Below are 4,577 nucleotides of genomic sequence, written 5' to 3' on the forward strand. Positions count from 1 at the left end.
GGGTCAAGGAAATTGCGGCGGGTAATCTGGACCGAAAGCTGTCAATAAAAACCGGGGACGAGCTGGAAGCCCTGGCTGACAGCTTCAACCACATGACGGAGGAGCTGACCATCTACATGGACAGCCTGGCCAAAACCACTGCCCAAAAGGAGCATATTGAAACGGAGCTTTCCGTGGCTACCCGGATTCAGACCGGTATGCTGCCTGATGGACACAATCCATTTCCGGACCGCCATGATTTGGATGTGGCGGCTGTAATGCGGCCGGCCAGAGAGGTGGGAGGAGATTTCTATGATTTCTACCCTTTGAATGACCATCAGCTTGTCCTAACAGTGGCCGATGGTCATGGCGGATGTTTCCGGCAAGGGAGTTCCGGCAGCCCTCTTTATGGTGATTTCCAAGACTCTGCTGAAGGAAAATCTCCTATTTGCCGGAGATCCGGAGGAGCTGGGCAGGGTGTTCAGCAAAACCAACCGGGCACTTATCAGAAGTAATAATGAAAATATGTTTGTGACAGTCTTCTGCGGTGTACTGGACACCGTTACCGGGGTATTTACCTATGTAAATGCCGGACATAACCCACCCGTTATTCGTCATAATGGCCAGTGGCAGTACATGAAAATGGCTCAATATCCTATTATGGGCGTAGTGGAGGATTTATCCTATAGTGTGTCGCAGCTGCAATTACACAGTGACGATGCCCTCTTCCTCTATACAGACGGTGTTACCGAAGCCGCCAATGAGGAGCGGAGGTTTTTTGGCAATGAACGCCTGCTAAAGGCCCTCACCGTGTCCGGTGACAGTGCCAGCGAAGGTATAGATGGTATATACGGAGCCGTTAAGGAATTTGCCGGCAATGCAGCCCAGTCAGATGATATTACCATGCTAGAATTAATATATTGGGGTTCATCAGAAGAAAGGAAAGAAAGCTATGAAAACAGCCAGGGAAAATAACGCGTTCATCGTTTTTCTGGAGGGGGAAATCAATGCCCAGAATGTGTCTGTGCTGCAAAGTGAGCTGGAGAAAATTTTACCTGCCAATTCCGGTGAGGACATAATATTGGAGGCAAAAAAGCTCACCTATATTTCCAGTGCCGGACTGCGTTTGCTGTTATGGATAAAAAAACGGCTGGGGAACAACAATCTCATTATTCGCAATGTATCCAAGGATATTTACGATATCTTTGAAATGACCAAATTCACCGCGCTGCTGCAGGTGGAAAAGGCCCTACGGGAAATTGATGTGCAGGGGGCTCAGGTGGTTGGCAAGGGGCGAAGCAGCACCGTGTACCGCATTGGCCATGAAACCATCGTCAAGCTGTATGCTGCCGGAGTTCCTTTGGCCAAGATCAAGCAGGAGATGGATTTGGCCCAAAAGGCCTTTGTGATTGGTATTCCTACCGCTATTTCCTATGATCTTGTAAAGACAGCCGATGACTCCTATGGGGTGGTTTTTGAGATGCTGGATAATGCTGATACGGTGGGGCGCACTATCACAGCCCATCCGGAGCAATTTGATGATATTATGGAAAAATTTGTTACGGTATATAAGACCATGCATGATACGGACATTAAAGTGATGGGCGGTTTTGCTTCACTGAAGGACACCTGGAACAAGTGGGCAGAGGGAATGGAAATTCCCGCTTCAAAATAATTAACTACAATCAAACTGCCCTTAATACATATTATTCGTGTACTAAGGGCAGTTTTTGTTATACGTTCAATTCAGTTGTATGCGAGGTTGTTTCTCTTGGCAATTTCCATAACATTTTCCAGAGGGGTATCAGCCAATCTTGATATTCTTTCATACGGTTCACGTTCTTTAAGCATATTAATAACAACCTTTATTGTCTTTGCTTCAGCAGCTTCCTCTGCCCTGACTTCCAAGGCCCTGTTCCAATCCCATTTGAAATTTACCATATCTATAACCTCCCTCTGCTCCTTGCTGGAGAAATAGTCTTTCAAAAAATCATTTTCTTTACAATACTGTATAGCCTTAATAATAGCTTGACGAAGGGACTTGCCATCAGATATTTCCTGCCGCACCTGGGCTACAAAAATACTGTAACACTTCAAATCATTACATTTTTGCAAAAGCTCACTGCTTTTATCAAAGTTTATATTAAACGCCGAAAGCTCCAGCTCCAAAGAATGCGTCTTTTCCACAAAAGCATCTGACAATCGCATTGTCCAATGCTCTGGGGTCTCACCAGTACCGTTGTAAAACACATAAAACTCCGGTGAAGGAAGTAGTATACGAGTCTTTTTATAGGGAGCATCCGGTTTAACTCTCTGTCGGTACAATTTAGCAATATACCAAAGCATCCGTAGTGGCATATTTTCCGACAGTGTTGACTGGTGTTCCATAAGTATAATATGACGATTCCCCACCATAAAGCTGATGTCATTCTTGATATCCTCAAAAAATGTTCCCCGTAGGGTGGTAATCTTGATATCCTTTACGGCAACCTTCTCACCAGTCAAAGCATAATAGATTCCCTGCAGCCTCTTTTTGTCATTAAAAATGTCACGAAACAGTGAATCCTTGTATGTTCGTCTAGCCTTCATAAAACGACCCTCCCCATGTCACTTCTAAAAAATCGACCATGGGAAAGCCATCAAAAGGCTTCTTTTACACGTATCCTCCCAATCTCAACCTAATTTTATCACAAAAGCGGATATTTTACTAATCTGCCGATTGGCTGACTTCATTCCAAAGCGCAAAGCCCAAAATCATAACTCCGCCTAGTCCTTGAGTAATAGTCAGACTCTCATGGAAAACAAAGTATGAGATTAGCACAGCCACTAACGGATCAATATATCCTAAAATTGCCACTTCTTGCCCAGTGAGCTTCCCCAGGGATTCAAAATAGGCATAATGCATGATAACCGTGTGAACCAAACAGATTACTGACAAGCTTAACCAACCGACGCCATTTAACTCCAACAGGTGAAAACCATCTACTGAAGCAGTGTAAGGAAGCATTACCAGAGCTGCAATACCAAACTGATAAAAGGATCGTTCCATGCTGCCTACACTTTTGATGTACTTATTGAGAATAATAAAGCTAGCGTAAAATACCGCTCCTAACAAACCATAGATTATACCAAGGGTATCATCACTTCCCAAAGATGAATCAAAAACGTTCACTATAAGGGCTAATCCCATGGTGGACATTACAAAGCAAAAAATTTGCCGCTTGGTCAATTTTTCCTTGAATAGGAACGGTGAAATAATGGTTACCAAAACCGGTGCAAAATAGTAGCTGATGGTGGCCAGCGCAATTGATGTATTGCGAAAGGCCTCAAACATAAATACCCAGTTTATAGCCAATGCTACACCAGATAGCAGCATCAATACCCCTTCGCCCTTCATTTTCTTCAAGGACAGCTTTTTCCTCTGAACCATAAACATAGCACCAATGATAACAACCGCAGAAGCTGAGCGATAAAGGGATAATTCCGCTGAAGTAATAGCCTCAGTATAACGGCTGAAAAAGCCCAGGGTACCAAATATTGCCATGGAGAAAAGCATTTGCCAACGGGCAGCCTCCGTGGTCAGTTTGCCCGTGAATGGTAAAGCCAAGGATAGCATATATATCGACCTCCCTAAAATATATTTAACAGAATGTAAGATTTATTGTAATGAGTATAAATAACCCGCCATGAGAAGTCAAGGATTATTTACAATATATTTTACATATAGTAAAATATATTGTATCAAGGGAGTGATTACAAGTGACTATAAATGAAATTATTGCTATAAATCTGAGCAAGCTACGGGAAGATAAAAATTTGAGTTTCGGACAATTGGCAGAACGTTCAGGGGTCAGCAAGGTCATGCTGTCCCAGATAGAAAAAGGTGAAGGAAATCCAACAATCAACACTATCTGGAAGGTGGCCAACGGATTGGGGGTAGACTATTCCCAGCTAATTGTACAACCAGAGGCGAAGGTACAGATAATACGTGGAGATGAGCTTCCTCCCCAGGAAGATGATGGTGGTGTTTTCCAGGCCCTTTGCTATTTCCCAGCCACCTCATCAAGACGCTTTGACGTTTTTGTGGTAAAAATTGCCCCGGGAGGCGAGCATTTTTCCGACGGGCATTCCCCTAAAACCCAGGAATACGTATTGGCACAACAGGGCCCTTTAGAAGCCATAGTAGATAATGAAACCTACTATCTGAAGCCAGGGGATGCTATATGCTTTGATTGCACCAAGCCCCATAAATTCAGGAACCCTACCCAGGAGCCCATAGAATTTCTGGATATAATATATTATCAATAAAATTTAAAAAGATTTTCTTGATGGTATGCATACCAAACGAGAGCCTGTAAATGAATATTTAAAAATGACATTAAAATAAATATATCATGGTTAATAAAACTGCCCTTAGTACATATTATTCGTGTACTAAGGGCAGTTTTTGTTATACGTTCCACTCAGTTGTATACGAGGTTGTTTCTCTTGGCAATTTCCATAACATTTTCCAGAGGGGTGTCAACCAATCTTGATATTCTTTCATACGGTTCACGTTCTTTAAGCATATTAATAACAACCTTTATTGTCTTTGCTTC

The 4,577-nt window shown here is 43.0% G+C and carries 6 protein-coding genes; 4 read left to right on the top strand and 2 right to left on the bottom strand.

Going from position 1 to position 4,577, the window contains the following annotated elements; translation table 11 throughout:
• The 3 genes from Q0Y54_RS11720 to Q0Y54_RS11730 all read left to right on the top strand — a co-directional run.
• The coding region (locus Q0Y54_RS11720; protein ID WP_297968159.1) for a HAMP domain-containing protein at nt 1-494 on the top strand (494 nt) is incomplete at its 5' end.
• Nucleotides 388-954, top strand: coding sequence for a PP2C family protein-serine/threonine phosphatase (locus Q0Y54_RS11725; protein WP_297968175.1), 567 nt, complete (start codon nt 388-390; stop codon nt 952-954). The genes Q0Y54_RS11720 and Q0Y54_RS11725, both read left to right, overlap by 107 nt.
• The gene (locus tag Q0Y54_RS11730) at nt 932-1,654 is read left to right on the top strand and encodes an STAS domain-containing protein (protein WP_297968162.1); all 723 of its coding nucleotides are present in this window, start codon (nt 932-934) and stop codon (nt 1,652-1,654) included. The genes Q0Y54_RS11725 and Q0Y54_RS11730 overlap by 23 nt, the downstream gene beginning before the upstream one ends.
• A gap of 71 nt (nt 1,655-1,725) precedes the next feature.
• Here the strand turns inward: Q0Y54_RS11730 and Q0Y54_RS11735 are convergent, their stop codons facing one another.
• Together Q0Y54_RS11735 and Q0Y54_RS11740 are read right to left on the bottom strand one after the other, a co-directional pair.
• Complete coding sequence (locus Q0Y54_RS11735) at nt 1,726-2,568, bottom strand: Rpn family recombination-promoting nuclease/putative transposase (protein WP_297968165.1); 843 nt, start codon at nt 2,566-2,568, stop codon at nt 1,726-1,728.
• A gap of 118 nt (nt 2,569-2,686) precedes the next feature.
• Entirely contained in the window at nt 2,687-3,595 is a 909-nt protein-coding gene (locus Q0Y54_RS11740) for a DMT family transporter (protein ID WP_297968168.1), read from the bottom strand.
• 143 nt (nt 3,596-3,738) lie between these two features.
• Here Q0Y54_RS11740 and Q0Y54_RS11745 point away from each other — a divergent pair, with 143 nt between their 5' ends.
• A complete protein-coding gene (locus tag Q0Y54_RS11745) occupies nt 3,739-4,287 on the top strand; it encodes a helix-turn-helix domain-containing protein (RefSeq protein WP_297968171.1) in 549 nt (182 codons plus the stop codon).
• The last annotated feature ends 290 nt before the right edge of the window (nt 4,288-4,577 follow it).

The sequence above is a fragment of the uncultured Anaerovibrio sp. genome, assembly GCF_947302755.1.
In the GTDB taxonomy this organism is placed as follows: domain Bacteria; phylum Bacillota; class Negativicutes; order Selenomonadales; family Selenomonadaceae; genus Anaerovibrio.